Source organism: Xanthomonas theicola (genome assembly GCF_014236795.1).
GTDB lineage: Bacteria > Pseudomonadota > Gammaproteobacteria > Xanthomonadales > Xanthomonadaceae > Xanthomonas_A > Xanthomonas_A theicola.
Genome location: NZ_CP049017.1, coordinates 737873 through 764589 on the forward strand (window position 1 = coordinate 737873; position 26717 = coordinate 764589).

At 69.4% G+C, this 26717-nt stretch carries 17 protein-coding genes; 6 read left to right on the top strand and 11 right to left on the bottom strand.

Features of this window, described 5'->3' with window-relative positions; all coding sequences use genetic code 11:
• Positions 1–373: 373 nt before the first annotated feature.
• On the top strand, positions 374–1390 hold the full coding sequence (locus tag G4Q83_RS03255) for an IS30 family transposase (protein ID WP_185817335.1): 1017 nt from the start codon (positions 374–376) through the stop codon (positions 1388–1390).
• A gap of 234 nt (positions 1391–1624) precedes the next feature.
• On the opposite strand, the gene G4Q83_RS03260 is transcribed toward G4Q83_RS03255, so the two are convergent.
• On the bottom strand, positions 1625–1867 hold the full coding sequence (locus tag G4Q83_RS03260; RefSeq protein ID WP_128421664.1) for a helix-turn-helix domain-containing protein: 243 nt from the start codon (positions 1865–1867) through the stop codon (positions 1625–1627).
• 202 nt (positions 1868–2069) lie between these two features.
• Here G4Q83_RS03260 and G4Q83_RS03265 point away from each other — a divergent pair, with 202 nt between their 5' ends.
• Genes G4Q83_RS03265 through G4Q83_RS03275 form a run of 3 tightly spaced genes read left to right on the top strand, consistent with a single transcriptional unit; the run spans position 2070 to position 4748 of the window.
• Positions 2070–2267: a zinc-finger domain-containing protein gene (locus tag G4Q83_RS03265; protein WP_128421663.1), complete on the top strand. Its 198-nt coding sequence runs from the start codon at positions 2070–2072 to the stop codon at positions 2265–2267.
• Positions 2268–2278: 11 nt separating this feature from the next.
• Complete coding sequence (locus tag G4Q83_RS03270) at positions 2279–3391, top strand: glycosyltransferase (RefSeq protein ID WP_128421662.1); 1113 nt, start codon at positions 2279–2281, stop codon at positions 3389–3391.
• Complete coding sequence (locus G4Q83_RS03275) at positions 3372–4748, top strand: O-antigen ligase family protein (RefSeq protein ID WP_128421661.1); 1377 nt, start codon at positions 3372–3374, stop codon at positions 4746–4748. The genes G4Q83_RS03270 and G4Q83_RS03275 overlap by 20 nt, the downstream gene beginning before the upstream one ends.
• Here G4Q83_RS03275 and G4Q83_RS03280 read toward each other — a convergent pair.
• Positions 4733–5665: an LpxL/LpxP family Kdo(2)-lipid IV(A) lauroyl/palmitoleoyl acyltransferase gene (locus tag G4Q83_RS03280; RefSeq protein ID WP_128421660.1), complete on the bottom strand. Its 933-nt coding sequence runs from the start codon at positions 5663–5665 to the stop codon at positions 4733–4735. The genes G4Q83_RS03275 and G4Q83_RS03280 overlap by 16 nt on opposite strands.
• Before the next feature lie 218 nt (positions 5666–5883).
• Between G4Q83_RS03280 and waaA the strand changes: the two genes are divergently transcribed.
• Positions 5884–7206 (top strand): lipid IV(A) 3-deoxy-D-manno-octulosonic acid transferase, encoded by a 1323-nt coding sequence (gene waaA, locus G4Q83_RS03285; protein WP_128421659.1) that lies wholly within the window; start codon positions 5884–5886, stop codon positions 7204–7206.
• Between the two features lie 94 nt (positions 7207–7300).
• On the opposite strand, the gene G4Q83_RS03290 is transcribed toward waaA, so the two are convergent.
• From G4Q83_RS03290 to G4Q83_RS03300, 3 genes are all read right to left on the bottom strand, one after another.
• Entirely contained in the window at positions 7301–8665 is a 1365-nt protein-coding gene (locus G4Q83_RS03290) for a TolC family outer membrane protein (protein WP_128421658.1), read from the bottom strand.
• An 18-nt stretch (positions 8666–8683) separates the two neighbouring features.
• Positions 8684–9343, bottom strand: a complete 660-nt coding sequence (locus G4Q83_RS03295) for a protein-L-isoaspartate O-methyltransferase family protein (protein ID WP_128421666.1) — start codon at positions 9341–9343, stop codon at positions 8684–8686.
• A 103-nt stretch (positions 9344–9446) separates the two neighbouring features.
• Positions 9447–10142 (bottom strand): TetR/AcrR family transcriptional regulator, encoded by a 696-nt coding sequence (locus tag G4Q83_RS03300; RefSeq protein ID WP_170069204.1) that lies wholly within the window; start codon positions 10140–10142, stop codon positions 9447–9449.
• A gap of 477 nt (positions 10143–10619) precedes the next feature.
• On the opposite strand from G4Q83_RS03300, the gene avrBs3 reads away from it, so the two are divergent.
• Positions 10620–14576 carry a type III secretion system effector avirulence protein AvrBs3 gene (gene avrBs3 / locus G4Q83_RS03305; RefSeq protein WP_185817336.1) on the top strand — a complete coding sequence of 1319 codons (3957 nt, stop codon included), beginning with the start codon at positions 10620–10622 and terminating at the stop codon, positions 14574–14576.
• 343 nt (positions 14577–14919) lie between these two features.
• Here avrBs3 and G4Q83_RS03310 read toward each other — a convergent pair whose 3' ends face one another.
• The 6 genes from G4Q83_RS03310 to G4Q83_RS03335 all read right to left on the bottom strand — a co-directional run bounded on the left by G4Q83_RS03310 (position 14920) and on the right by G4Q83_RS03335 (position 26704).
• The gene (locus tag G4Q83_RS03310) at positions 14920–15159 is read right to left on the bottom strand and encodes a hypothetical protein (RefSeq protein WP_128418736.1); all 240 of its coding nucleotides are present in this window, start codon (positions 15157–15159) and stop codon (positions 14920–14922) included.
• An 8-nt stretch (positions 15160–15167) separates the two neighbouring features.
• Positions 15168–17015 (bottom strand): glycoside hydrolase family 35 protein, encoded by a 1848-nt coding sequence (locus tag G4Q83_RS03315; RefSeq protein ID WP_128418737.1) that lies wholly within the window; start codon positions 17013–17015, stop codon positions 15168–15170.
• Between the two features lie 143 nt (positions 17016–17158).
• Positions 17159–19501 carry a GH92 family glycosyl hydrolase gene (locus G4Q83_RS03320; protein WP_128418738.1) on the bottom strand — a complete coding sequence of 781 codons (2343 nt, stop codon included), beginning with the start codon at positions 19499–19501 and terminating at the stop codon, positions 17159–17161.
• Between the two features lie 164 nt (positions 19502–19665).
• On the bottom strand, positions 19666–21165 hold the full coding sequence (locus tag G4Q83_RS03325; protein ID WP_128418812.1) for a glycoside hydrolase family 125 protein: 1500 nt from the start codon (positions 21163–21165) through the stop codon (positions 19666–19668).
• A gap of 95 nt (positions 21166–21260) precedes the next feature.
• The gene (locus tag G4Q83_RS03330; RefSeq protein WP_246432260.1) at positions 21261–23999 is read right to left on the bottom strand and encodes a glycoside hydrolase family 3 C-terminal domain-containing protein; all 2739 of its coding nucleotides are present in this window, start codon (positions 23997–23999) and stop codon (positions 21261–21263) included.
• Positions 24000–24004: 5 nt separating this feature from the next.
• A complete protein-coding gene (locus tag G4Q83_RS03335; protein ID WP_128418739.1) occupies positions 24005–26704 on the bottom strand; it encodes a beta-mannosidase in 2700 nt (899 codons plus the stop codon).
• Between the last annotated feature and the right edge of the window lie 13 nt (positions 26705–26717).

The window sequence follows — 26717 nt, forward strand, 5'->3', positions numbered from 1 at the left end:
GCCAGTGACTATATAACCGCCTGCCGTGCAAAAAAAGCAGCCTGCTCGGCTACGAAATCCGCTGGAGATGTCTACGAAATGCTCTGCTTTTCCAGCTGGGTTGGTTACGACAGAGTGCGTCTCCATCAATGACATGGCGCCTGAGGGGGACCATGTGATGCTTTCGTTGACAGTCGCGCAATTCGCGCGGGAGAACATGCGTAATTGTCCAATCGACAAATAGCCGGATTGGGCGATGCAACTGCCCGACGCTGCGATCAACAGCACGCTGAGAGAGAGTCGTATTGAAGCGAGCTTCCCATTCATATCCACAAATACACTCCTTAGACTCAACTTCCAAGCGCAACACCCTCTCAGCCAGTAGGGTGTATGCATGTCAAGAAGCTATCTCCACCTGAGCGCAGAAGAGCGCGCGGTACTCCAAATCGAAACGCGACGTGGTCAGAGCTTACGCTCGATATCCAGGCTGCTGGATAGAAGCCCGTCGACATCGAGCAGGGAGCTGGCCAGGCAGCAAGCCACGGTCTACCGTGCTCGAGAGGCGGCCATGCGTTACCGGACAGGACGTCAGCACAGCGTTCGGCGGCGACGGCTGACACCGGGAACGGATTTATTCCAGATGGTGCGCGATCATCTGGTGCTGTGGCGCTGGTCGCCCCAGCAGATTGCTGCCAAGCTGCTCCTCATGTCCCCGGATGATCCTGCCCAGCGCGTCAGTCACGAAACCATCTACGCCACGATCTACGCGCACCCGCGCGGCGGCCTGAAAAAGGAGCTTGTGGAGGCGTTGCGCCAGCGCAGGCCGCCCCGGGGATCACGGCGCACGACCGCCGCCAAACGCAGCTGGGTGCCTGAGGAACCGCGGATCGTGCACCGACCCGAAGAGGTGCAACAGCGGTTGGTCCCAGGACATTGGGAAGGTGACTTGATCAAGGGAGCGTTCAATCGTTCCTGTGCTGGCACCCTGGTGGAGCGCAAGACGCGTTTTGTGGTGCTGTGCCGGATGGACGGCTGCACCGCCACAGACGCACTGGAAGGTTTCACCCGTCAGATGAAGAAGCTCCCCGCATCCATGCGAACCAGCTTGACCTATGACCGTGGCACCGAAATGACGCGCTATGCCGAGCTGATGGAACGGTTGAACATCGACCTGTGGTTTGCCGATCCGCACGCACCGTGGCAGCGCGGAAGCAATGAGAACACCAACGGTCTACTTCGCCAGTTCCTGCCCAAGGGGGCGGACCTATCCGCCGTCAGCCAGGAATACCTCAATCACATCGCGTTGCTGATGAACACTCGCCCTCGCCAGACACTTGGCTGGAAGACGCCTAGCGAGGCAATGGAAGCGGACATCGCAGCGTTCAAATCACGTGTTGCACTTGATTCTTGAGACCGCCCTCCTTAGTACTGGAATAAATCCGTTCCCGGTGTCAGCCGTCGCCGCCGAACGCTGTGCTGACTTTGTCATGGATGACGATAGAAACCGTTCGGTATTCTATTGCTCGGCCCTAACGGACCACCACTCTGCTACAGGCATTCCTGCCTGTCCCCTGTACAAGAATGAGGGCAGGCGTCGCGGTTGCCAGCGCAGTACGCACCTGCCGTTGCGCACTGGCCGTGCTGGTCAGGCCATCCGCTTGCCGGAAGGCAGCGGCAACGCACCGGGGTCGGTCGGGTTGTTGAGCTTGGACGGCTTGCCGGTCAGCAGCACATAGGCGTCGACGCCGGTGAGTTCGGCGATCTTCAGCAAATGCCGGGCATTGGGAACGGAACGATTGTTCTCCCAGTGACCCAGGGTGCTATGCGCCACGCCCAGCAAGGCCGCCAGTTCGCGCAGCGTGAAACCGGCATTGCGCCGGGCCTGCATCAATCGCACACCTATATCCACGGGACACCTCAGAGCGGCATGTCGGGCCGCGCACCCCCAGCATAGTAGGCCCTGTGCTCGGCATCAAGCCGACAAATGCGAACAGGCCAGGAAAAGCGGCGCGTCGGTGCGGCACGGCGCCCGCCGCGGCCCGGGTCGGACTGCTAGAATTCGCTGTCTCTTCCGCCGTGTCCCCATCGCCATGAGCCTGACCGCCACCGCGCCCGCCAATGCCGAGAAGCGCTACGACGTGCACCACGCCGACCTGCCGCTGAGCTGCCCAACCCCAGAGATGGCGCTGTGGAACTCGCACCCGCGGGTCTACCTGCCGGTGCAGGAAGAAACCGACCACCAGGCCAAGTGCCCTTACTGCGGCGCGGTCTTCGTGCTGGTCGACTGATTGCCGGTGCGATGCATCGCCTGACCGTGGCGCAGCTGCTGCCGGCGCTGGAGTCCGGCGGGGTCGAACGCTCCACGCTGGAAATCGCCCAGGCGCTGGTCGCGGCCGGGCACCGTGCGCTGGTGGTGTCGACCGGCGGCCGCCTGCTGCCGGCGCTGGCCGCGACCGGCGCCGAGCACATCGCCCTGGACATCGGCCGCAAGTCGCTGTTGACCCTGCGCCACGTGCCGGCGCTGCGCCGCCTGTTCGTGCGCGAACGGGTGGACATCGTGCATGCGCGCTCGCGGCTGCCGGCCTGGCTGGGCTGGCACGCGCTGTTTGGCCTGCCGGCGGCGCAGCGGCCGCGCTTGGTCAGCACCGTGCACGGACTCAATTCGCCGGGCCGCTACAGCGCGATCATGGCCCGCGGCGAACGCGTGATCTGCGTGTCCGCCACGGTGCGCGACTACGTGCTGCGCCACTATCCGAAGACCGATCCGGCGCGCGTGCGGGTGATCCCGCGCGGCATCGACCCGGCGCAGTTCCCGCGGCGTGCGCGGCCCGATCCCGCCGCGCGCGCCTGGGCCGTCACCCAGGCGCCGGCCGCGGCCGGCCGCGGCCCGCTGCTGCTGTTGCCCGGGCGCGGCACCCGGCTCAAGGGCCACGCCGACGCGCTGCGCCTGCTCGCCGCGCTGCGCGCCGACGGCAGCGACGCGCGGTTGTGGTTGCCCGGCGCGCGCGAGGCCGGGCGCGCCGCCTACGTGCAGGAACTGGAGGCCGAGGCCGCCGCGCTGGGCATCGCCGAGGCGGTCGCGTTCACCGCGCCCACCGCGCGCATCGCCGAGGCCTATGCCGCCAGCGACCTGGTGCTGCAATTGTCGCGCAAGCCGGAAGCGTTCGGCCGCACCGTGGTCGAGGCGCTGGCGGTGGGGCGGCCGGTGCTGGGCTGGGCGCACGGCGGGGTCGGCGAACTGCTGGCGCAGCTGCAGCCGGCCGGCGCGGTGCCCGCGTTCGATGCGCCGGCCCTGCATGCCGCGGCGGTACGGCTGCTGGCGCAGCCGCCGGCCGCGCCGGCGCAGATTCCCTATACGCTGCAGGCGATGCAGCACGCGACCTTGGCGGTGTATGACGAACTCCTGTCCTGATCCCTCCCTGCCTGCGCCGTTGACGCCGGCGCGCAGCGAACGCTGGGCGCCGATCTGGGTGCTGGCGTTCGTGGCGCTGTGGCCGGCGCCGGGCCTGGCGGCGGGGGTGCTGGCGCTGGGCGCGCTGGCGACCCTGGCGCGCCTGCTGCACAGCCGCTTCCGGGGCGGCGCCAGCCTGCTGAGCGGCCCGGCGTGGGCGCTGACCACGCTGCTGTTCCTGACCTATTGGCTGCCGCAGCCGCTGTCGGCGCTGGGTGCGGTGGACGCGCCGCTGGCGCTGCGCGAGTCGGCGGTGGATCTGCGCTTCCTGCCGTTCCTGTGGCTGGTGGCGATGGCGGTGGCGACGCCGCGTGGCCGCCGCACCACCTTCAACGGCCTTGCGCTCATCGCCGCGGTGTGGACCGCCGACGCGCTGGCGCAGGCGCTGTTCGGCAGCAGCCCGCTGTTCTGGTCGATGGACCAGCTGAAGTGGGCGATCAGCCACCACGGCCTGTGCACGCCGCAGGAGATCGCATTGGCCGACCGCCTCAGCGGCGCGTTCGGGCCGTGCAACCTCAAGTTCGGCCAGATCCTGGCCAGCCTGTCGCCGTTCCTGCTGTTCGCGGCCGCGCGCCGCGGCGGTGTCTGGGGCTGGCTGCTCGCGGCGGCGGCGGTGGGCGTGGTGCTGGTGCTGGCCGGTTCGCGCGCCTCGTGGATCACCTACGCGTTGCTGCTGGCGCTATCGGGCTGGCGCCTGCTCGGCGCGCGCAAATTGCTGGCGCTGGCGGTGGCGGCGGTGCTGGTCGCCGGCGTGCTGGGCACGCTGTCGCCCCAGGTGCGCGACCGCTTCGAGCGCACGTCGCGGGCGCTGAGCGGGCATCCGGCCGACCTCAACGCGGCGTTGACCGGGCGCGCGCAGATCTGGACCGCGGCCTGGTGCATGATCCGCGCGCATCCGCTCAACGGGGTCGGTGTGCGCGGCTTCCGCGAGGCTTACCCCAGCTGCGATCCGGATCCGACCCATGCCGGGGAGTGGGGTCGCGAGCCGGCCTTCCACGCGCACCAGATCGTGCTCGAGGTGCTCAGCGAGACCGGCGTGATCGGCTTGCTGCTGTGGCTGGCCGGCGCCGCCCAGGCATGGCGCGCATGGCGCTACGCCTCGCCGCGGGCGCGCGAGCGGGCGCGGCCGGCGATGTTGGCGCTGCTGGTGACGGTGTTCCCGTTCAACACCCACCTGGCGTTCTATTCGTCGTTCTGGGGCTCGCTGACGCTGCTGCTGGTCGGCCTCTACGCGGGTGCGCTGCTGGCCGAGGAGCGCGCCGCGCCGGCCGTTGCGCCGCCCGCGGGCCAGAGGGCGCACGCTCAGTCGCGTGCGTAGAACTGGCTGCGGCCGCCAGGCTGGCGCTTGAAGCGGCGGTGGATCCACAGGTACTGCGCCGGCGCCTCGCGCACCATGGCCTCGATCGCGGCGTTGACCCGCGCGGTGTCGGCGACCATGTCCATGGACGGGAAGTCCTGCAGCGGCGGGGCGATGCGCAGCACGTAGCGGGCGCCTTCGCGGCGGTGGAAATACGGCACCACCGCACAGCCGGTCAACCGCGCCAGTTGGTGGGTCGCGGTGATGGTGGCCGCGGACATGCCGAAGAATGGCACGAACACCGTGTCCTTGCCGCGCATGTCCTGGTCCGGCGCGTACCACAGGAAGCCGCCGCGCTTGAGGTGGCGCACGCTGCCGCGCAGGTCCTCGTTGGCGAACATGGCGACGGCGTAGCGCAGGCGGCCGCGCTTGACCGCCCACTCGAACACCGGGTTGCGGTGGCGGCGGTACATGCCGGCCAGCGGCACGTACTGGCACAGCAGGCGGCCGCACATCTCCAGGGTCATGAAGTGGCCCGACACCAGCAGTACGCCGCGGCCCTGCGCCTGTAGCGCGCGCAGATGCTCCAGGCCTTCGATGCGGGTGCGGCGGCGGATCGGGCCGAGGCCGCCCCACCAGGCGCGGGCGAACTCGAAGACGCCCACGCCCAGCGCATCGAAGCTGTCGCGCAGTAGGCGCGCGCGCCAGGCATCGCTGTGTTCGGGGAAGCACAGTTGCAGATTCACTGCGGCGGCATGGCGGCGGGTGCCGGCCAGGCGCAGCGCTAGCCAGCCGACGCCGCGGCCGAGCGCGCGCTGCAGCAGCCAGGGCAGCCGCGCGATCGCCACGGCGACGCCGAGCAGCAGCCAGGTCGGCCAGTGCCGCGGCGAGCGCGGCGGCGGTGCGGCGGCGGCGAGAGCGGGGGATGGGTCGGACATGCGCCAAGTTTAGCCGGGAGCGGGTCCGGGCCGGTCAGCGCGATCGCGGCGCGCTGGCCGACGCGCGCGTTGGGATGCGCGCGGGACGGCGCTGGCACGCGTCCGCCATGGGCGCAACGCCGCTTCCTTGCCGCGCATGCCCAGGCATGGCGCGACCACGCGGCGGGCGGCGGCCGCGATCGTCTGCCGCGCGCGGCGCAACCCGCTATGCTTCTCCGATGCGCAACGATTTCATCGAGCGGCTGCTGCGCGGCCTGTACTCGGCCGTGCTCTACCTCCTGCTGCCGGTCACCGTCTATCACCTGGTCTGGCGCGGGTTCCGCGTGCGCCAGTACTTCCAGCGCTGGGACGAGCGCTACGCCTCGTATCCGCAGGCGCGCGGGCGGCCGCGGGTGTGGCTGCACGCGGTGTCGGTGGGCGAGGTCAACGTCGCCGCGCCGGTGGTCGACGCGCTGCGCGCGCAGCGCCCGGACATCCGCTGGGTGATCACCACCATCACCCCGACCGGGTCGGAGCGGGTGCGCGCGCTGTGGGGCGATGCGCTGGACCACGTCTACCTGCCATACGACGTGCCCGGCAGCGTCGGCCGCTTCCTGCAGCATTTCCGCCCGAGCCTGGCGCTGATCCTGGAAACCGAACTGTGGCCGAACATGCTGTTCGGCTGCCGCGACCGCAACATCCCGGTGTATGTGCTCAACGCACGCCTGTCGGCGCGGTCGCTGCGCGGCTACCGCCTGCTGCGGCCGTTGATCGGGCGCGCGCTGCGGACCGCGACCTGCGTGGCCGCGCAGTCGCAGGCCGACGCCGAACGCTTCATCGAACTGGGGGCGCTTCCCGCACAGGTGCGCGCGCTGGGCAACCTGAAGTTCGATATCGCCGTGCCCGCGCAGTTGCCGGAGTTCGTCGCCGCGTTCGGCCAGCGGGTGGCGCCGACGCGCCCGGTGTGGATCGCCGCCAGCACCCACGAAGGCGAAGAGACCTCGGTGATCGAGATGCACCGGCAGCTGCGCCGGCAGTGGCCGGACCTGCTGCTGCTGTGGGCGCCGCGCCATCCCGAACGCTTCGCCAAGGTCGAGGCGCTGGCGCGCGACCAGGGCTGGCGCGTGGCCACCCGCCGCCTGCAGCGGTGGCCCGGCGCCGAGGACGGTGTGTTCGTGATCGATACGCTGGGCGAGCTGATGACGTTCTACGCCTGCGCCCGGGTCGCTTTCGTCGGCGGCAGCCTGCAGCCGATCGGCGGGCACAACCTGCTGGAGCCGGCCGCGGTCGGCACGCCGTCGGTGAGCGGGCCGCACCTGCACAATTTCGCCGAGATCGCGCGGCGCATGCACGAGGCCGGCGCGGTCGCGATCTGCGAGGACGCCGCGGCCGTGTGCGCGGCGCTGGGCGAGCTGCTGGGCGATGCGCAGGCGCGCGCGCGCATGGCCAAGGCCGGCTGCGCTCTGGTCGCCAACGGCCGCGGCGCGCTGCAGCGGATGCTGCGGCTGATCGCGCAGGACCTGCCGCCGGTGGCGCACCAGCCGGCGCCCGGCGGCGACTAGCGCCTGCTTCGGCAGTGCCGCAACGCCGGCATGCAAAAGCGGCGGGCCCGCAGGCCCGCCGTTCGCGGGATCGCGCCGACGCCGCGCGCCGGCGCTACCGGGTGCTGCTGCCGGAGTTGAGCTTGGATTCCGTACTCTGCGTCAGCAGCGCGTTGATCGACTGCACTTCGGCCACGTCCAGCGCGCCCAGCGCCTGGCTTAGCAGCAGGCGGTTCTGCAGGAAGTTGTAGCGCGCCTGCGCATAGGCCAGCTGCGCCTGGTACAGGGTGCGCTGGTTCTGCACCACGTCCAGCACGGTGCGCGTGCCCACTTCCAGGCCGACCTGCGAGGCATCGTAGGCGGCCTGCGCCGACACCACCGCCAGGCGCCGCGCCTCGATTTCGCTGATGCCGGCGACGACGGTCTGGTACGCATTGCGGGTATTGCGGTCGAGCGCGCGCTTCTGCTGCTCGTAGGTGTCCTGGGCGATGTCGCGCTGCGCCAGCGCCTGGCGCACCGCCGACTGGGTGGCGCCGCCGGCGAAGATCGGGATGTTCAGGGTCACCCCGATGACGTTGCTGTCCGAGCGCGGCGAATTGCTGCCGGAGACGCTGTCGCCCCAGCTGGCGTCGCGGCCGGCGCTGGCCGACAGGTTCAGCGTCGGCAGGTGGCCGGCGCGCGCGGCGGAGACGCGGTTCTCGGCGGACTGCACCTGGTACTGGTTGGCGCGCAGCGACGGGTTCTTGTCCAGCGCCGAGGCAATCAGGCTGTCGATGTCGCCGTTCCCGGCCGGCAGCTGTGGACGGAAGTCTTCCGGCAGGCCGCGCAGGTCGTGCACCGGCTGCCCGGTGATCTCGGTCAGGGCCTGGTACAGGTCCTGCAGCGAATTGCGCGCGGTGATCGTATCGGCACGCGCCTGGTCGTACTCGGCGCGCGCTTCGTGCACGTCGGTGATCGGCGCCAGGCCCACTTCCAGGCGCTTGTCGGCGTAGTCGAACTGCTTCTTGGCGGCGGCTTCGTTGGTTTCCGCCGCGACCAGCGACTCGATCGCGACCAGCACGTTGAAGTAGGCGGCCGAGGTGCGCACGATCAGGTCGTCGTTGGCCGATTGCAGCGTGTAGTCGGCGGCCAGGCTGTTGGCCTTCTGCGCGCGCAGGGTGGCGAACTGGGCGAAGTTGACCAGGGTCTGCTGGCCCTGGATCGCGTAGTTGCGGCTCTTGCCGGTGCCGGCCAGTTCGCCGCTGCCGCGCTGGATCTCGCTGTGGCTGCGCTGCAGCGAGGCGGTACCGTTCAACTGCGGCAGCAGCGCTGCGCGCGCCTGCACTTCGCCCTCCTTGTTGTACAGCCGGGTCGATTCCGCGGAAGCCAGCTGCGGATCGCTATTGCGGGCCATTTCGTAGACTTGCAGCAGGTCCGCGGCGTTGGCGGCCGACGGAAACAGCGCGGCGGCCAGCGCCAGGAGGAGGGATCGGCGGATCATTGCGGCTTCCTTGATGGATCAGAACGTGAACTGGGGGACCGGCGCGGCGCCTCGCAGGTAGTACGCCAGGTCGGTTTCGAACAGCGATTCCACGCGCGGCGCACCGGCATCGGCGTGGACCAGTACCGCGTCCATGACCGGGGCGCGGCCGCGGATCGCGAACAGGCGGCCACCCGGACGCAGCCAGGCCAGGAACTGCGCCGGGATCTCGGTGACGGCGGCGGTGACGCAGACCACGTCGAAGCGGCGCTCGCTGTCCCAGCCGAACGCGTCGGCGGTCTCGATGCGCACGTTGCTGCCCAGCGCGGCAGCGTCCAGGTTGGCGCGCGCGGCGGCGGCCAGGGCCGGCTCGATCTCCAGGCTGACCACGTCGCGGCCGAGCTCGCCCAGGCAGGCGCTGATGAAGCCGCTGCCGGTGCCGATCTCCAGCGCATCCTCGCCCGGCTGCAGGTCCAGCGCCTGCAGCATGCGCCCTTCGATCACTGGCTTCATCATCGACTGGCCGTGGCCCAGCGGGATCTCCAGGTCCGCATAGGCGACCGCGCGGTGGCTTTGCGGCACGAAGGTCTCGCGCGGCAGCCGCGCCAGCACGTCGAGCACGCGCAGGTCGAGCACGTCCCAGGGACGCACCTGCTGTTCAACCATCTTTTCGCGGGCTTGGGAATAGTCGATCGTCATCATGGGACATCCAATGCGGTGGGCAGGGCATTTTAGCCGGCCCGAGGACGTTACGTATGCTGCAGCATCGCCGCGGGAACGCCGCGGCGCGCAGTGCCGGAAGTCATCGGGCCGATTCCCCGCCGGCGCGGGCCCGGCGCGAGGCGTAGGCGCGCATGAAGAACTCGACGCTGGCCTGGACATGGGCCTGGATCCGCGCCTGGCTGGGGTTGCGGCACAGGCCGCACATCATCAGCGAGTGCAGTTCGCCCTTGATCAGGCAGAAGAACTGGGAAGCGGCCAGGTCCAGCTCGGGCACCTCCAGCTCGCCGGTGGCGACATGCGCCTGCAGCAGCCGTGCCATATCCTGCTGCAGGCGTTTGGGGCCTGCGTTCCAGAACATCTCGCGCACGTGCTCGTCGCCGGTGCCGGGGGTGAGCATCATGCGGTGGGTCGCCATCGCCGCTTCGCTGCTGATCATCGCGAAGAACGCCAGGCCGATCTCCGCCAGTTGCACGGGCAGCGGGCCCTTCGACGCATGCCCGAACAGGTCGTCGGGCAACAGCGCCTGGCATTGCGCACGCACCGCCTCGGCGAACAGAGTCTCCTTGTCGCCGTAATGGCTGTAGACGGTGAGCTTGGACACGCAGGCACGCGCGGCGATGCCGTCCATGCTGACCCCGCCGAACCCCAGTTCGGTGAACATCTGCTTGGCCGCTTCCAGGATCGCCGCACGCTTGCCCATGTCCTTGGGACGGCCCGGCCCGGTGGCGCGGGAAGAGGATTTGGAAGAGGCAACGGCAGGGGGTTTGCTGACCATGGAGGTAATACTAGACCAGTCGGTTCGATATTTATACTACACCGTATAGGTGCACTATCAGGCCGCATCCGCGGTCAGGCGCACCGGCGGGCCGGCTGAGCAGTTCGGCCGCGCTCCGCCGACGCCGCGTCCGAGTCGGAACGAGGCTCGGCAGGGATTCGTGCGAAAAACCGCCATTTCTCTTCTCTGGCAACCCATTGAATGCAGACGCGATAGCAAGTTCCGCGCGGGGGATTCCTATATTGGCCCTGGCCCGCAGTCATGGGCCCGCTTAGCGGCTTCCTCATCGTTGATCAGGAGGATCGGGGTTCCGTATTGCGACCCCATGCAGGCTCGAGCCTGATGCGGGAGCGCCGAATGATCCCGCCCGAGCTCCCATCCGAAAACCTGTGCCGCTATGCGAAGTTGGGGAAAGGGCGTCGGGAACCAAAGGGTTTAGTCTTCCGGGCATAAGCACTTTTGAAAGAGGAACGGCTGATGGAACCCATTCGTTCTCGCACGCCAAGTCCTGCCCGGGAGCCGCAGGCCGGATCGGATGAGGCTCAGCCCATTGTTGGTCGGCTCGCGTCTACGGCCGCCAGCAGCCCCTTCGCCAGCAGCCCCCTTGATGGCTTGCCCGCTCGGCCGGTGGTGTCCCCGACCCGCCGGCCGGCCACGCCCGAATCCTCGCCTGCTTTTTCGGTGGGCGGCTTCAGCGAACTGCTGCGTCGGTTTGATCCATCGCTTTATACATTTCCTTCCTTGGACGCTCACAGTGCAGACGCTGTACCTGGAGAGAACGCCGTGGTGCAGTCGGTTCTGCGCACAGCGTATGAACCGCAGTCCCACTCTGGCGCGGCTGTCACTGCTCCATCGCCAACCCCGCCTCGCGTCCAGGCGGCAGCGCGGCGGCGGAGTTCTGCCCAGACCTTCGCTTCGTCTGCAGAGAGTGTGGATCTGAGCGCCCTAGGCTACACCCAGAAGCAACGGGAGCAGATCAAGCCAGGTGCTTGGTCGACAGTGGCGCAGCATCACGCGGCATTGGCCGACCATGGGTTTACGCACGTGCAGATCATTGAGCTCAGCAAACATGCGGCATCGTTAGGGACCGTGGCTGACAGGTATCAGGCGATTATCACGGTGCTGCCCGAGGCGACACACAAACAAATCGTAGAAGTGGGTAAACAGTGGTCGGGCGCTCGAACCCTGCAGACATTGCCTACGGTGGCGGAGAATTTGAGAGGCCCGCCGTTACAGTTGGAAACATGCCAACTGATCAAGATTGCAAAACGTGGCGGCGCTCCAGCGCTTGAGGCAGTCCAAGCATTGCGCAATGCGCTTACTGGCGAACCACTGCACCTGACCCCGGCGCAGGTCGTGGGCATCGCAAGCAACGACGGCGGCAAGCAGGCGCTGGAGACGGTGCAGCGGCTGCTGCCCGAGCTGTGCGCACCGCCCCATGGCCTGACCTCGGCGCAGGTCGTGGGCATCGCCAGCCACAGCGGCGGCAAGCAGGCGCTGGAGACGGTGCACAGGCTGCTGCCCGTGCTGTGCGATCCCCTCTATGGCCTGACCCCGGCGCAGGTCGTGGGCATCGCCAGCCACGATGGCGGCAAGCAGGCGCTGGAGACGGTGCAGCGGCTGCTGCGCGAGCTGTGCGCACCGCCCCATGGCCTGACCCCGGCGCAGGTCGTGGGCATCGCCAGCAACGGCGGCGGCAAGCAGGCGCTGGAGACGGTGCACAGGCTGCTGCCCGTGCTGTGCGATCCCCTCTATGGCCTGACCCCGGGGCAGGTCGTGGGCATCGCCAACCACGATGGCGGCAAGCAGGCGCTGGAGACGGTGCAGCGGCTGCTGCCCGAGCTGTGCGCGCCACCCCATGGCCTGACCCCGGCGCAGGTCGTGGGCATCGCCAGCCACGACGGCGGCAGGCAGGCGCTGGAGACGGTGCACAGGCTGCTGCCCGTGCTGTGCGATCCCCTCTATGGCCTGACCCCGGCGCAGGTCGTGGGCATCGCCAGCAACGGCGGCGGCAAGCAGGCGCTGGAGACGGTGCGCAGGCTGCTGCGCGAGCTGTGCGCGCCACCCCATGGCCTGACCCCGGCGCAGGTCGTGGGCATCGCCAGCCACGACGGCGGCAAGCAGGCGCTGGAGACGGTGCACAGGCTGCTGCCCGTGCTGTGCGATCCCCTCTATGGCCTGACCCCGGCGCAGGTCGTGGGCATCGCCAACCACGATGGCGGCAAGCAGGCGCTGGAGACGGTGCAGCGGCTGCTGCCTGAGTTGTGCGCACCGCCCCATGGCCTGACCCCGGCGCAGGTCGTGGGCATCGCCAGCAACGGCGGCGGCAAGCAGGCGCTGGAGACGGTGCAGCGGCTGCTGCGCGAGCTGTGCGCACCGCCCCATGGCCTGACCCCGGCGCAGGTCGTGGGCATCGCCAGCAACGGCGGCGGCAAGCAGGCGCTGGAGACGGTGCAGCGGCTGCTGCGCGAGCTGTGCGCGCCACCCCATGGCCTGACCCCGGCGCAGGTCGTGGGCATCGCCAGCCACGACGGCGGCAAGCAGGCGCTGGAGACGGTGCACAGGCTGCTGCCCGTGCTGTGCGATCCCCTCTATGGCCTGACCCCGGCGCAGGTCGTGGGCATCGCCAGCAATATCGGCGGCAAGCAGGCGTTGGAGACGGTGCAGAAGCTGCTGCGCGAACTGTGCGCGCCGCCCTATGGCCTGATCCCGGCGCAGGTCGTGGGCATCGCCAGCCACGATGGTGGCAAGCAGGCGCTGGAGACGGTGCGCAGGCTGCTGCGCGAGTTGTGCGCGCCGCCCTATGGCCTGACCCCGGCGCAGGTCGTGGGCATCGCCAGCAACCGCGGCGGCAAGCAGGCGCTGGAGACGGTGCGCAGGCTGCTGCGCGAGTTGTGCGCGCCGCCCCATGGCCTGACCCCGGCGCAGGTCGTGGGCATCGCCAGCCACGATGGCGGCAAGCAGGCGCTGGAGACGGTGCGCAGGCTGCTGCGCGAGCTGTGCGCGCCGCCCTATGGCCTGACCCCGGCGCAGGTCGTGGGCATCGCCAGCCACGATGGCGGCAAGCAGGCGCTGGAGACGGTGCACAGGCTGCTGCCCGTGCTGTGCGATCCCCTCTATGGCCTGACCCCGGCGCAGGTCGTGGGCATCGCCAGCAACGGCGGCGGCAAGCAGGCGCTGGAGACGGTGCAGCGGCTGCTGCGCGAGCTGTGCGCGCCGCCCTATGGCCTGACCCCGGCGCAGGTCGTGGGCATCGCCAGCAACATCGGCGGCGGCAAGCAGGCGCTGGAGACGGTGCAGCGGCTGCTGCCCGAGTTGTGCAAGCCCCCCTATGGCCTGACCCCGGCGCAGGTCGTGGGCATCGCCAGCAACGGCGGCGGCAAGCAGGCGCTGGAGACGGTGCAGCGGCTGCTGCGCGAGCTGTGCGCGCCGCCCTATGGCCTGACCCCGGCGCAGGTCGTGGGCATCGCCAGCAACGGCGGCGGCAAGCAGGCGCTGGAGACGGTGCAGCGGCTGCTGCCCGAGCTGTGCGCACCGCCCCATGGCCTGACCCCGGCGCAGGTCGTGGGCATCGCCAGCAACGGCGGCGGCAAGCAGGCGCTGGAAGGTGTTGTTGCCCAGTTATCCACTCCTCACCCGGCGTTGGCAGCTTTTACCAACGATCGCCTCGTCGCCTTGGCCTGCCTCGGTGGACGTCCTGCGTTGGAGGCGGTCAAGAACGGTTTGCCACGGGCGGTGGCATTGATCAGGAAAATGAATAAGCGTGTTCCCGAACGCACGGCCCACCACGGAGCCGAACTCGGAACAATACTTCGATTGCTGAGTTTCTTCCAGGGCCACTCCAATCCAACGCATGCATTTCATGAAGCGACGGCCGAGTTCGAGATGAGCAAGCAAGAGTTGTTACAACTATTTCGCCGTCTTGGCGTCACAGAACTCGAAGCCCTCAGTGGAACTATCCCCGCGGCATCCCAGCGTTGGCAGCGCATTCTCCATGCATTGATGAAACCGCCCTCTGCTTCGGTTCAAGCTCCGATTCAGGAGTCCTTGCATGAATTCGCCGATTCCCTGGAGCGCGAATTGGATGCGCCCAGCCCGATGCAGGATGCATCCCCGGCTGGGTCAAGCAGCCGCAAACGGTTTCGATCCGATGATCCAGTGCACAGGTTCCCAGCACAGCAGATGGCCGATGCGCCCATTCCCGAACATCGAGACGCTCCTCATCTCCCCTTGGCCAGCAGCAGGAGTACAAAACGCTCGCTTTCCATAGCCAGCGGCCTCCGGGATCCTGGAATGCCGACGGACGAGGATCTGGCAGTTTCCAACACTGCTTTCCAAGAATATGCGGACTTCTCCTTCTCCCCTGGAGCGGTGGAAAGTTTTCCAGTGTTCGACGAAGAGGAAACAGCATGGTTGATGAATGTCTTTTCCTAGAGCTGCGCGCTCCGCTTGCTTAGCAGGCTGCTGAAATACCAACAGCCAAGTACTGCCGACCGGAGTGTTGTCGATTCCTGCGGCCATTGACGGTGGCGGATTCGCACGCGAAGTGCAAATTTCCTAAGCAGTAGTGGGTCAGGTGCAACGCGCGCATACGCTTGCCGTTGGCGGAGGGGCTGCAGCCGGCATGCACTGCGATGGCGGGCGCCGGCGGCGGGGCGGACAAAATCGGCGGCAGCGGCGATCTGCTCGGGCGTCCGTACGGGGCCCGACGATTTGTCATCCTGTGTATTGGATGCTTCGAAGCGACCCCAACTCAATCGGTGCGTGGACGACTGCCTCACTGAGCTTGCTCCGGCCGTCGTGGAGAATGGGACCAATCGAATGCGGTCATCACCTCTGCGGCGCGCGCATCAAGCTCTGCATTGCAATGAAGCGATGGTTGCATCTGGAGCTGCCGTCGCCAGAATGAGGCTGCATCGGATCGCCTCTCAAAATCGTTGACGGCCATCACCAGCGATGCCAGTGGATGCGTCGCCACCGCGCCATCGGCGTATGGCAATGGCATGGCGGCAAGCATCGGCAGCCTCAGCCCCCCGGCGTACTCCACACCTGCGCCTTCGCCCCACGTACGCTGGCAGCGGGCGCGCTGTCCAGGTCGAACACGATCACGCTGTTCCCGCCCTTGCGCTGCCACGGCGCCGGGAAGTACAGCGCGCGCTGCGGGCCGATGTTCCAGTGGCGGCCCAGGTTGTGGCCGTTGGCCCAGGCGAAGCCTTTGCCGAAGGCGCGCATGTCCAGGAAGGTGTCGGTGGGCGTGCCGATCTTGATGGTGCCGCGGTGGAACGCGGGGCCATCCACTTGGGCGGTGGTCCAACCCTGGATCTTGTTCGCGTCGTCCATCGGCAGCGGGAAGGTCTGCCAGCCGGTCAGCGGCTTGCCGTCGAGCAGCACCGGATCGACCAGGCCGGCGCGGCCGTCGGCCAGGTGGGCGCCGTAGTTGATGCGGCCGCTGTTCTCCACCAGCACGTCCAGGGTGTGGGTGCCGGCGGGGATGTCCACGTCCACGGCGACTTGCTGCAGGCGGCGCTCGGCGCTGCCGGCCAGCGTGCGGTCGAGATAGACGCGGGCGTAGTCGCGCACCTGGCCCAGGTACAGGCTGCCCTTGCGCGGGCCGCTGACGGTGGTGCGGTAGAGGATGTAGCCGTAGGCCTGGCCGTAGCGCTCCATCGGCTGCGGGCTGTCGGTGGTGGCGGCCGCGGCGGGCAGGTTGTCCCACAGCGAGGCCGATTCGCGCAGTGGGGTGGCCGGCAACTCGGCGAAGCGGATCGGCGCCGGCAGCGCGGGCGGCTGCACACCGCTGACGCGGGCGATGGCGTCGCGGAACAGGACGAACTTGGGCGTGGGCCGGCCGGCTTCGTCCAGCACGGCGTCGTAGTCGTAGCTGGTGGTCTGCGGGGCGTAGTGGTCGCTGGGATTCTTCTGGAAGTTGGCGCCGTTCATGAAGCCGAAGCTGGTGCCGCCGACGAACATGTAGAGGTTGGCGGAATGGCCCTGGCGCAGGATCCATTCGAATTCGCCAGCCTGTTTGCCGGCGTCGGTGGCAGCGTGCTTGGCGCCCCATTGGTCGAACCAGCCGGCCCAGTACTCGCCCACCATCTGCGGCTGGCCGGGACGGAACTTGGACAGGGCCTCGAAAGCGCCGCGTGCTTCGCCCGGCGCGAAGTTCACCACCGCCAGGGTGTCAGGCAGGGTGCCGCTGGCCAGCATGTCGGCGCCATCGGAGGTGAACAGCAATGCCTGGTCGAGGCCGGCCTTGACGAACATGGCGCGGTTGGCCTGCATGTAGGCGTGGTCGTCGTCGTAGGAGCCGTATTCGTTCTCGACCTGCACGGCGATGATGGGGCCGCCGTTGCGGTTGAGCTGCGGCTTGACCTGGGCGGCGACCGCGTCGAGGTAGGCCTGGCTGGCGGCGAGGAAGCGCGGGTCCTGGCTGCGCACGCGCATGCCCGGTTCGGCGAACAGCCAGGCCGGGTAGCCGCCGGCGTCCCATTCGGCGCAGACGTAGGGGCCGGGGCGCAGGATCACGTTCAGGCCCTGTGCGGCGGCTGCGTCGATGAAGGCGGCCACGTCGTTGTTGCCGGTGAAGTCGAACTGGCCGGGACGCGGTTCGACCAGGTTCCAGAACACATAGGTCTCCACCGTGTTCAGGCCCATGGCCCGCGCCTTCTGCAGGCGGTCCTTCCAGTAGGCGCGCGGGATGCGTTGGAAATGGATCGCGCCGGAGATGATCTGGTACGGCGTGCCGTCGCGGGTGAAGTGCTCGCCCTGGGTGGCGAAGGCGGGCCATGCGTTGGCATCGGCGGCCTGCACGGCGGTGGTGGGCAGGGCGAACGCCAGGGCGAGGGCGAGGGCAGCAAAGGTCTTGCGTTGCATGTGGGATTCTCTCGAAGAAGGGCGATGCGAATTGGAAGGCGACGGGCGATGCGGCACGCGTGCCGCAGGCCGTCTGCGTGACGCGGGCCAGGGAGAACCAAGCGGGGAGATCGGCCAATCCCCATTCCCCCATTCCCGGGCCGTCAAACGAACGACGGCGGTAGGTCCTCCTGGGCCGCGCCGAACGCGGGGTTGGGCGCCGGGCCCATCTCCAGTTCCAGGGTGCCGCCGGCGGCGAGGTCGGCGTGGCGCAGCCAGCTGCGGGTGTAGGGCTTGCCGTTCCAGCGGGCGCGCTGGATGTAGACGTTGGCGGCGCTGTTGCCGTGGGCGACGACGCTGAGGGTGCGGCCGTTGCCGACATCGACGTCGGCGCGCTTGAACAGCGGGCTGCCGAGCACGTAGGTGGCGCTGACCGGGTCCACGGCGTAGAAGCCCAGGGCGCTGAGCACGAACCAGGCGCTCATCTGCCCGCAGTCCTCGTTGCCCGAGAGGCCATTGCGCGCGTCGTGGTATTGCTCGCGCAGCAGCCGCCGCACCATCGCCTGGGTCTTGTACGGCTGCCCGGCATAGGCGAACAGGTAGGCCACGTGGTGGCTGGGTTCGTTGCCGTGCGCGTATTGGCCGACCATGCCGTCGATGTCCGGTGGCGCGTCGGCCGGCAGTTCGGAGCTGGTGGAGAACAGTTCGTCGAGCTTGGCGACGAAGCCGTCGCGGCCGCCGAACAATTCCATGTAGCCGTACAGGTCGTGCTGGTTGAGGAAGGTGGCCTGCCAGGCGTTGGATTCGGTGAAGTCGCGCCACTTGGTCAGGTGGCCCATGGCGCGTGGATCGAATGGCGCGGCCCAGTCGCCGTTGCTCAGCCGCGGCTGCACGAAGCCACTCTTGCGGTTGAACACGTTGCGGTAGTTGCGCGAGCGCTCGCGCAGGGCGCTCGCGTCCTTGGTGGCGCCTGCGGCCTGCGCCAGGTGCGCCACCGCCCAGTCGTCGTAGGCGTATTCGAGGGTGCGGCTGACCGCTTCGTCGACGCTGTCGCTGGGGATGTAGCCGCGCTTGCGGTACTCGTCCAGGCCGTGCGTGGTGTCGTCCATCGCGCGCTTGCGGTAGGCCGGCCAGGCGGCGGCGTAGTCGACGCCGGTGAAGCCCTTGGCGTGCGCTTCGGCCAGCACCACGGCGGAGTGGTAGCCGATCATGCAGCCGGTCTCCACGCCTTGCAGCGGCCAGATGCCGACGCCGTCCGGGCATTCGTTGGCGCCGCGCACCAAACACTGCACCAGGTCGGGCACGCGTTCGGGCTGCATCAGGGTCAGCAAGGGGTGCAGGGCGCGGTAGGTGTCCCACAGCGAGTAGGTGCTGTAGTTGTGATAGCCGGCGGGCGCCTGGTGCACCTGCAGGTCCATGCCGCGGTAGCGGCCGTCGGTGTCGCTGAACAGGGTGGGCGCGAGCAGACTGTGGTACAGGCCGGTGTAGAAGATGCGCTGCTGCGCGTCGTCGTCGCTGTCGATGCGCACCCGCGCCAGTTCCTTCTCCCACGCGGCCACGGCGGCGGCGTGCACGCGCGCGAAATCGAAGTCGGGCAGTTCGACGTCGAGGTTGGCCAGGGCGTTCTCGGCGCTGACCGCGGAGATGCCGACCTTGACCAGCAGCGGCGCGTCGGCCGCGTCGGGGTAGTGCAGCGCCACCTTCAGGTGGGTGCCGTCGGCCTGGCGCGCGCCGGTGGCCAGCGGTTGGTCTTCGGAGTAGAGCTGGGCCTTGGCGAACGGGCGCGACAGGCGCATGGCGAAGTAGAGGTAGCGGCCCGGCGCCCACTGGTACACGCGGCGCCCGCCGGTCAGGGTGCGCGCATCGACGATGCGCAGTTGCGCGTCGCTGACCCGGGTCGCGATCTCCGGCTTGTCCTGCATGCCGTGGCACAGGTCCAGCAGCAGGTGCGCCGGCTTGCCCTTGGGGAAGTGGTAGCGGTGCAGGCCGGCGCGCGCGGTGGCGGTCAGCTCGGCGTGCACGCCGCTGTCCTTCAGGCGCACGCGGTAATAGCCGGGCGAGGCGGCTTCGTCGGCGTGGTCGTAGCGCGAGCGGTAGCCGGCGTCCGGATCTTCCAGCGTGCCGGGGACCAGCTTCACGTCGCCGGTGGCGGGCACGACCAGGAAATCGAGCATGTCGCCGACGCCGGTGCCGGACAGGTGGGTGTGCGAGAAGCCCATGATCGAGCCGTCGGACTCGTGGTAGCCCGAGCACGAATCCCACACCGCGTTGTAGGTGTCCGGGCTCAGCTGCACCATGCCGAACGGCAGCGTGGCGCCGGGGAAGGTGTGGCCGTGGCCGCCGGTGCCGATGAACACGTCGACGTGGCGGGTGAGCTCGGCCTTGGCGCGCGCGTCGGCGGGCAGCGCGTAGCTGCCGGCGCGGGCGTGCGCCAGGCGGGCGATGCCGCTGCTGCCGAACAGGGCCAGGGCGATGGCGCCCTGCAGGAAACCGCGTCGTGTGGCCATGGTGTGTCCTCGATAGGTGCGGCGGAGAGGTTGAGGTCTGGGAACTGCGGTGGAGAAGGCTGTGGTGGGAGGGACTTCCGTTCCGACGCTTTCCCGGGAATGCCTGTCGGGACTGATGGCCCGAGGCCGCCTGGAGTCTCCCCCACGAGAAACCGCCAGCGGTATCAGCCGCGCAGCAGATGCGGCTTGCGCTGGTGCAGGTCGATGATCAGTTCGCCGAACAAAGTGTTGGCCCAGGCGAACCAGTCGCGGGTGAAGGTGTTCGGGTCGTCCTTGTCGAAGGCTTCGTGCATGAAGCCGCTGCCGGCGTCGGTGTTCTTCAGCCAGGCCAGGCATTGGCGGATCTGCGCGTCGTCGTCGCTGGCCAGCGCGTACTGCATGATCGACATCGGCCAGATCGTGCCCATGCCGCTGTGCGGGCTGCCTACGCCCGTGGCGGCGCGGCCCTGGTAGAAATACGGGTTGCGCGCGCTCCAGGCCAACTGGCGGGTGCGCAGGAACAGCGGGTCGCGGCGATCGCAGCAGCCCAGGTAGGCCAGGCTCAGCAGGCCCGGCGCGTTGGCGTCGTCGATGAACAGCTGGTTGCCGTAGCCGTCCACCTCGTAGGCCCAGAACGCCTGCCCGTCGGCATCGCGCATCTGCCCGAACCGGCGCGTGGCGGTCTCGACTTCGTCGGCCAACGCACGGCACTCGGCGGCGAAGGCGGCATCGCGGTGCAGTGTCTGGCTCATCGTCGCCAGCTGGCGCAGCGAGGTCACCGCGAACAGGTTGGCCGGCACGAACAGCGGATACACGCAGGCATCGTCGGACGGGCGGAACATCGAGTGGATCATGCCGTTGGGCCGGGTCGGCTGGCCGTAGCCCTCCAGCACCAGGGTCTCGGTGGCCAGCGGCGAGGGGCGCTGGAAGCTGTAGGGGCCGCGGTCGTGCAGGCGCTGCTGCTCGCGGAAGGTCCTGACCACCACGTGCATCGCCGCGCGCCAGTCGTCGTCGAACGGCGCGGTGTCGCCGCTGGCGCGCCAGTATTCGTGCGCCAGCCGGATCGGGTAGCACAGCGAATCCACTTCCCACTTGCGCTCGCCGACGCCGGGCTTCATCTCGGTGATGTCGGCCACCGACCACTTCAGGCGCTGGCGCTTGCCATCGGGCAGGAACGCATTGGCATAGGGGTCGAGCCGGATGCAGGCGGCCTGGCGCTGGATCAGGCCATGGAACATGCGCCGCAGCGCCGGGTCGCGCTTGGCCAGCGGGACGTACGGATGCACCTGCGCCGAGGAATCGCGCAGCCACAGCGCCTCGATGTCGCCGGTGATGACGAAGGTGTCCGGCTTGCCGTTGCGGGTGCCGGTCTGCACCGTGGTGTCGAGCGTGTTGGGATAGCAGTTCTCGAACAGCCAGGCCAGACGCGGGTCGCCGATGCCGGCCTTGACCGTGCGCAGGTGCTGCTCCACCGCGGCGCTGGCGAAGCGCCGCTGCGCCGGCGGCGGACGCTTGCTGGGCAGCGCCGTTGCCGGTGCGCCGGATGCGGCGGCGAAGCCTGGCACGGCGCTGGCGAGCAGGCCGGCGCCGACAGTGGTGCCGAGCAGGTGGAGGACGTCGCGGCGGGTGAGGCCGGGACGCGGGACGCGGGACGCGGGACGCGCCGAGTCACTGCATGGAAGCATGGGCGTGGAAGCTTGGGTCATGGCGTGAACGAACTCCTGCAATATGCGCTGCGGTGTGCTGTGCTTTCCCGCGTCCCGCGTCCCGCGTCCCGGCGTCACCGCGGAATGGGCGCCGTGCCCTGGATCGAAAACGCCGCCTCGCCGCCGGGGGCGTCGGTGCCGGGCTGGCCGCCGCCGACGAACACGCGGTAGTCGCCGGGCTGCACCGCACGCTGGCCGGCGCGATCGACATCGCTTAGTTGCCGCGGCGCCAGCTCGAACGTCAGCTCGCGCGATTCGCCCGGCTGCAGCGTCACCCGCTGGAAGCCGACCAGACTGCGCAGCGGCGACTGCGGGCGTGGCGGATATTGCAGGTACACCTGCACCACCTCGTCGCCGGCGCGCGTGCCGCTGTTGCGCACCTGCGTGCGCACCTGCAGGTTCGCGCCCGCCTGCAGCGTCGTTGCCGACAGCTGCGGCGCGGCGTAGGCGAAGCGGGTGTAGCTCAGCCCGCTGCCGAACGCGAACAGCGGTTCGCCCTTGAAGTAGCGGTAGGTGCGGCCCTTCATGTCGTAGCTGACGTAGGCCGGCAGGTCCTTGGTGGAGCGGTAGAAGGTCACCGGCAGGCGGCCGCCCGGGTTGACGTCGCCGGCCAGCACCTGCGCGATCGCGGTGCCGCCCGACTGCCCCGGATACCACGCCGCGACGATCGCGTCGGCATGCTGCCTGGCCCAGTTCAGCGCCACCGCGCTGCCGCTCATCAGCACGACGATCACGGGTTTGCCTGCGGCGCGGGCGCGTTCCAGCAGCGCCTGCTGCGGCGCGGGCAGGGCGAGGTCGTTGCGGTCGCCGCCGTCGAAGCCGGGCACGTCGATGCGCAGTTCCTCGCCTTCCACGTCCGGCGACAGGCCGACGAAGGCGACCACCGCGTCGGCCTGTGCGACCGCGCGCTCGGCCTCGGCCAGTTGCAGCGCCGGCGGCGCCAGCCATTCCAGGCGCAGGCCCTGGTCCTGGCCGCGGTGCTCCAGTTCCAGGCGGATGCGGCGCGGGCGCGCGTCGTCGAAGTGCAGGACGGTCTCGACGTTGCGGCCGTCGGCGTTGTGCATGCCGGCCGGCAGGTGCTTGTCTTCGGCGTTGCCGGCGACGACCAGCTTGTCGTCGATGTACAGCCGTATCGGATCGTGGCCGGCGCAATCGAAGCAGCGCGCCACGCGCACCGCCAGGGTGTAGTCGCCCGGTCCCGGCGGCAGCAGCTCGCCGCTCCAGCGCACCGAGTAGCGGTCCTTGTCCACGCCCTTGGCCGGCGCCACGTGATCCCAGTTGAAGCTGACCACGCGGTCCTGGCGCTGGGTGCGCGAGGTGCCGGCCAGGTCGGGGTTGTCGAAATACTCGCCACGCAGGCCGGGCTGGCCATCGCTGCGCAAGGCGGTCTCGGGGATCATGCCGGGCACGCCGGCGGCGAGCGGTGCGCCTTGCGCATAGGTCACCTGCGCGGCGCCGAAGCGCGCGCGCAGGCCCAGCAGCGGCGTCACCGGCGCGGCCGAGGTGCCCTGGTAGTTGGCTTCCAGCGCGGCCAGCGCGTCGGCATTGGGGCCGATCACCGCCAGCCGCAGGCCCGGCCGCAACGGCAGCGTGGCGTTGCGGTTCTGCAGCAGCACGATCGATTGCTGCGCGGCCTGTAGCGCCAGCGCGCGGTGCGCGGCGCTGTCCACGTCCCCTGCGCCCAGCCGCGCGTACGGGTCCTTGTGCCGCGGCTGCAGTTCGCCAAGCCGGTAGCGCGCCGCGAACAGCCGCACCAGCGAGCGATCGAGCAGGGCCTCGTCGGCGTCGCCGCGGTCGATCGCCTTGCCCAGTTCGCGGTAGGCGTAGCCGCAGTTGAGGTCGTGGCCGGCCTTGAGCGCGGCGGCGGCCGAGCCGGCGTTGTCGGCGCGGAAGTAGTGGAACTGGGTCATGTCGTCGACCGCGTCGCAATCGGAGACGACGAAGCCTTTGAAGCCCCAGTCGCCGCGCAGGCGGCCGTCGAGCAGCCAGTCGGCGGCGCAGGCCGGCGTGCCATGCAAGGAGTTGTAAGCGCACATCACCGAACCGGCGCGGCCGTCGACGATGGCCGCGCGGAACGCGGGGGTATAGGTCGCTTCCAGGTCGCGCGGCGACACGTCCACGTCGAAGCCGTGGCGGCCGGGTTCCGGGCCGCTGTGCACGGCCAGGTGCTTGGGCGTGGCGATGGTGCGCGGGTGCGCCGGGTCGTCGCCCTGCAGGCCGTGGATGAAGCCCACCGCCAGTTGCCCGGTGAGGTAGGGGTCCTCGCCGTAGGTCTCCATGCCGCGGCCCCAGCGCGGGTCGCGGAAGATGTTGATGTTCGGCGACCAGATGGTCAGCCCGGCGTAGCGCGGGTGGTCCTTGCCGGGGCCGCCGGCGAGATTGAACTTGGCGCGCGCCTCGGTCGAGGTCACCGTGCCGACCTGCTCGAGCAGGCCGGTGTTCCAGGTCGCGGCCAGGCCGATCGCCTGCGGGAACACGGTGGCGTAGCCGTTGCGGGCGATGCCGTGCAGGCCCTCGCTCCACCACTCGTAGGCCGGCACGCCCAGGCGCGGGATCGCCGGCGCGTCGTTCATCGCCTGCGCGATCTTTTCCTCGCGTGTCATCTTCGCCACCAGCGCGGCGGCGCGGTCGTCGGCCTCGTCGGCGTGGGCGAGCGGGGCGGCGGCCAACCCAAGCAGACACAGCCCGTGCGAAATCCCCTGTAGGAGCGGCTTCAGCCGCGACCGTGCGCTGTCCGCCGCGCGCCGCGCGCCACCGCTCTCGGTGACCTGGATGTCCTCGCGCCGGCGCGCCGGCCGGCCGGTGTTCCCCATCCGCATCACTTCGCCGCGGCCGGCTCGGGCGGCGCGCCGGCCAGCGTGCCGGCCAGCTCGCGCACCTGCAAGGCGCCGCGCAGCTGCTCCAGCGTCGCGGCGCTGCGCATGTGCACGGTCAGCGGCTCGCCCGGCAGCAGGTCGAAGGCGTTGTCGGACAACGTGGCGTCCAGGTCGCCGAACGCCAGCCACACCTCGCGCGCCAGGCTGGTGCTGGTCAGGGTCAGCGCGTAGCCGTCGCCGTCGGCGCGCAGTTCGCTGTGGATGTCGGGGCTGGGCAGGTGCAGATGCTTGGCCGCATCGAAGAACACCAGGTTGCGCGACAGCACGCGCGCACCGTCGAGCAGTTCGAACACCGCGAAGCTGCGCAGTGGGTCGGCGCGGCGCAGCAGCTGCGCATCGCTGAAGCTGCCCACGCGCACGCTGGACAGCGGCGCCAGGGTCACCGGCTTCTCGCTCTTGCTCAGCACCTTGCCGGACACGTCCATCACCCGCATGCGCCAGCGCGCGGCCAGCGGCACGGTGCGGTCGGACACCAGCGTCACCTCGGTCTGGCCCTTGTCGTTGCGCAGCGCGGCGATCAGCTCCGGCGCATAGAAACGCCTGGCGTGGTAGTGCAGCGCCTTCCAGCGGCCGAAGTAGTCCAGGCTCGACCACGAGGCGCCCGGCCACACGTCGTTGAGCTGCCAGTACAGCGAACCCATCGACTGCGGCCGCGATGCGCGCAGGTGCTCGGCGGCCAGGGCGATGCCTTCGGCCTGCATCAGCTGGCTCAGGTAGACGAAGCTCTCGAAGTCCTTTGGCTCGCCGAATGCGCGGCGGATGTACAGCAGCAGGCGCTGGTTGCCGTTGCCCTTGTCGAACTTCTGGTGCGCGCGCATCACCGGCGATTCCGGCTGCAGGTCGCCGGGCTCGGCGAAGGCGCGGATCGTGCGCATTTCCGGGAACGACTGCAGGCCGTACTCGGACATGAAGCGCGGGGTCACGTTGAGGTATTCGGTGGTCGGCAACGCCGGGCCGCCCCATACCTTCCAGTAGTGCATGTCGCCGTCGTCGGGCTGGTCGGCGGCGCCGTCGAAATCGGTGCCGGGCGAGGTCGCCCAGTATGGGGTGTCGCTATCGTATTTGCTCACCGCTTCGCGCAGCACGGTGCCGAACAGCGTGGTCATGCCGCGCTCGATGCGGCTGCGTTCTTCCGGATCGATCGACTGCTTGAACTTGACCCGGTCGCCCCAGTTTTCCCAGCCGGTCTGCACTTCGTTGTTGCCGCACCAGATCACGATGCTGGGGTGGTCGCCCAGGCGCTTGACCTGCGCTTCGGCCTCGGCGCGGGTGTTCTCGCGGAACGCCACGTCGTAGGGCGGGATCGCGCCGCCGAACATGAAGTCCTGCCAGATCATGATGCCCAGGCGGTCGGCGTCCTCGTAGAAGCTGTCCGGCTGGTAGTGGCCGCCGCCCCACATGCGCAGCATGTTCATGTTGGCCTCGCGCGCCGATTGCAGGATGCCGCGCATGCGCGCCGCATCGACCCGGCTGGGGAAGCTGTCGAACGGGATCAGGTTGGCGCCCTTGGCGAACACCGGGATGCCGTTGACCACGATCGCCAAGCCCTTGCCCCATTGGTCCTTGTCGCGGCGCAGCTCGACGCTGCGCAGGCCGGTGACGCGCTGGGTGTCGACGCTGTCGCCGGCGGCGTCGCGCAGGCGCGCCTTGAACGTGTACAGGTCCTGCTTGCCGTAGCCGGTGGGGAACCAGCGCTGCGGCTTGGCGATGCGCACCGGCACGGTCAGGATGTTGCTGCCTGGATCGAGCACCGCTTTCTGGCTCAGCTGCGCCACGCGTTGGCCGTCGGGGCCGAGCACGTCCAGCTCCAGCTGCACCTCGCCGCTGCGGCCGGCCTGCACGTCCAGTTGCGCCAGCAGTTGCGCCGCGTCGGCATCGACGCGTTGCTGGGCGATGTGCAGGCCTTCCACGCGCAGCGCGTCCCAGGCTTCCACGCGCACGTCCTGCCAGATGCCGGCGGTGACGATGCGCGGGCCCCAGTCCCAGCCGAAGGTGTACGGCGCCTTGCGCACGTAGGTGGAGCTGTGCCGCGCCACCGGCTCGTCGCCAAACGCCGAGTCGTAGGCGCCGGGCAACGCGTACGGCTGCTTGGCCAGCCACGGCTGGATCTTCTTGATCGGCGAGTACAGCCGCACGTCCAGCACGTTGTCGCCGCGCTTGAGCAGCGGCTTGGCGTCGACGCGCCACTGCCGGAACATGTTGTCGGCGGCGAGCAGCTTCTTGCCGTTGAGATAGACCTCGGCGAAGGTGTCCAGGCCGTCGAACACCAGCTCCACGTGCTCGCGCGCGAGCAGCGCGGCATCGGCCTTGAAGCGCGTCTGGTACTGCCAGTCGCTGAGCCCGGCCCACTGGATCCTGGCCTCGTTGTCGCGATAGAACGGATCGGGCACCACCCCGGCCGCCATCAGGTCGGTCTGCACCGTGCCCGGCACCTGCGCCGGCAGCCACTGCGCCGCTTTCGGAAAGGCCTTGGCGTGGGCTTCGCCCGGCGCCAGCCGCACCTGCCAGCCCTGCTGCAGCGACAGCGTCGCCGGGGCCGCCGCCTGGCCCGACAGCGGCAGGCCCAACGCCAGCAGCAGCCCGAGCCGGGCGGGGAAGCGCGCGCGCGGCGCGGAACGGGAACGGCGATGCGGCTGGATCATGGGTGGGTCTCCT

Coding starts and splice junctions, on each gene's coding strand:
- G4Q83_RS03290 (WP_128421658.1), bottom strand. CDS start 8,665: ATGATCCGCCGATCCCTCCTCCTGGCGCTGGCCGCCGCGCTGTTTCCG.
- G4Q83_RS03320 (WP_128418738.1), bottom strand. CDS start 19,501: ATGGCCACACGACGCGGTTTCCTGCAGGGCGCCATCGCCCTGGCCCTG.
- G4Q83_RS03295 (WP_128421666.1), bottom strand. CDS start 9,343: ATGACGATCGACTATTCCCAAGCCCGCGAAAAGATGGTTGAACAGCAG.
- G4Q83_RS03280 (WP_128421660.1), bottom strand. CDS start 5,665: ATGTCCGACCCATCCCCCGCTCTCGCCGCCGCCGCACCGCCGCCGCGC.
- G4Q83_RS03300 (WP_170069204.1), bottom strand. CDS start 10,142: ATGGTCAGCAAACCCCCTGCCGTTGCCTCTTCCAAATCCTCTTCCCGC.
- G4Q83_RS03275 (WP_128421661.1), top strand. CDS start 3,372: ATGACGAACTCCTGTCCTGATCCCTCCCTGCCTGCGCCGTTGACGCCG.
- G4Q83_RS03325 (WP_128418812.1), bottom strand. CDS start 21,165: ATGCTTCCATGCAGTGACTCGGCGCGTCCCGCGTCCCGCGTCCCGCGT.
- waaA (WP_128421659.1), top strand. CDS start 5,884: ATGCGCAACGATTTCATCGAGCGGCTGCTGCGCGGCCTGTACTCGGCC.
- G4Q83_RS03270 (WP_128421662.1), top strand. CDS start 2,279: ATGCATCGCCTGACCGTGGCGCAGCTGCTGCCGGCGCTGGAGTCCGGC.
- G4Q83_RS03330 (WP_246432260.1), bottom strand. CDS start 23,999: ATGGGGAACACCGGCCGGCCGGCGCGCCGGCGCGAGGACATCCAGGTC.
- G4Q83_RS03310 (WP_128418736.1), bottom strand. CDS start 15,159: ATGCTTGCCGCCATGCCATTGCCATACGCCGATGGCGCGGTGGCGACG.
- G4Q83_RS03335 (WP_128418739.1), bottom strand. CDS start 26,704: ATGATCCAGCCGCATCGCCGTTCCCGTTCCGCGCCGCGCGCGCGCTTC.
- G4Q83_RS03260 (WP_128421664.1), bottom strand. CDS start 1,867: ATGCAGGCCCGGCGCAATGCCGGTTTCACGCTGCGCGAACTGGCGGCC.
- G4Q83_RS03255 (WP_185817335.1), top strand. CDS start 374: ATGTCAAGAAGCTATCTCCACCTGAGCGCAGAAGAGCGCGCGGTACTC.
- G4Q83_RS03265 (WP_128421663.1), top strand. CDS start 2,070: ATGAGCCTGACCGCCACCGCGCCCGCCAATGCCGAGAAGCGCTACGAC.
- avrBs3 (WP_185817336.1), top strand. CDS start 10,620: ATGGAACCCATTCGTTCTCGCACGCCAAGTCCTGCCCGGGAGCCGCAG.
- G4Q83_RS03315 (WP_128418737.1), bottom strand. CDS start 17,015: ATGCAACGCAAGACCTTTGCTGCCCTCGCCCTCGCCCTGGCGTTCGCC.